The 430-nt window shown below is 57.4% G+C and carries 1 pseudogene; it reads right to left on the minus strand.

What is annotated here, in order from left to right:
• Positions 1–416: pseudogene (locus EN874_RS34705) on the minus strand (hypothetical protein); the annotation flags it as partial.
• Positions 417–430: the final 14 nt, after the last annotated feature.

The raw sequence follows: 430 nt of genomic DNA on the forward strand, positions 1-430 counted from the left end.
GTCGATATTCGCCGGCCTTGAACGCAGATCATCAAATCCGCTTGTTGCGGATGCCATTCGCATTCGCCCGATCGGCCGCGCATCAGCAGCGGCACGAATGTGTGTCCGTCAAGAAAGCACATCCCATTGCATCCGTTGGTGATAACGAGAAGGCTCTGGTCCGCATTCCAGGCCTGGGCGCTGGAATAACGATGGCTGCAATAATCTTTTACACACGCGACTCCATTCCCAAGCGGCCCGCGTTTTGTGATCCGTGTGAACGTTTCCCCAAATACGGGGTCGACCGTGGGATGCAGATAGTCTGGCAGCTCCATCGCCGGCGTTGCAACGAACCGCGTCGACGTATTGCTCGCTTGGCTTGCGGCACCATGCGGAGCAAGGCACGTAACAGCGAAAAACAGTGGCAACGCCAACAGATGTCGGCGACGGC

The sequence above is a fragment of the Mesorhizobium sp. M1D.F.Ca.ET.231.01.1.1 genome (assembly GCF_003999155.2).
Classification (GTDB): domain Bacteria; phylum Pseudomonadota; class Alphaproteobacteria; order Rhizobiales; family Rhizobiaceae; genus Mesorhizobium.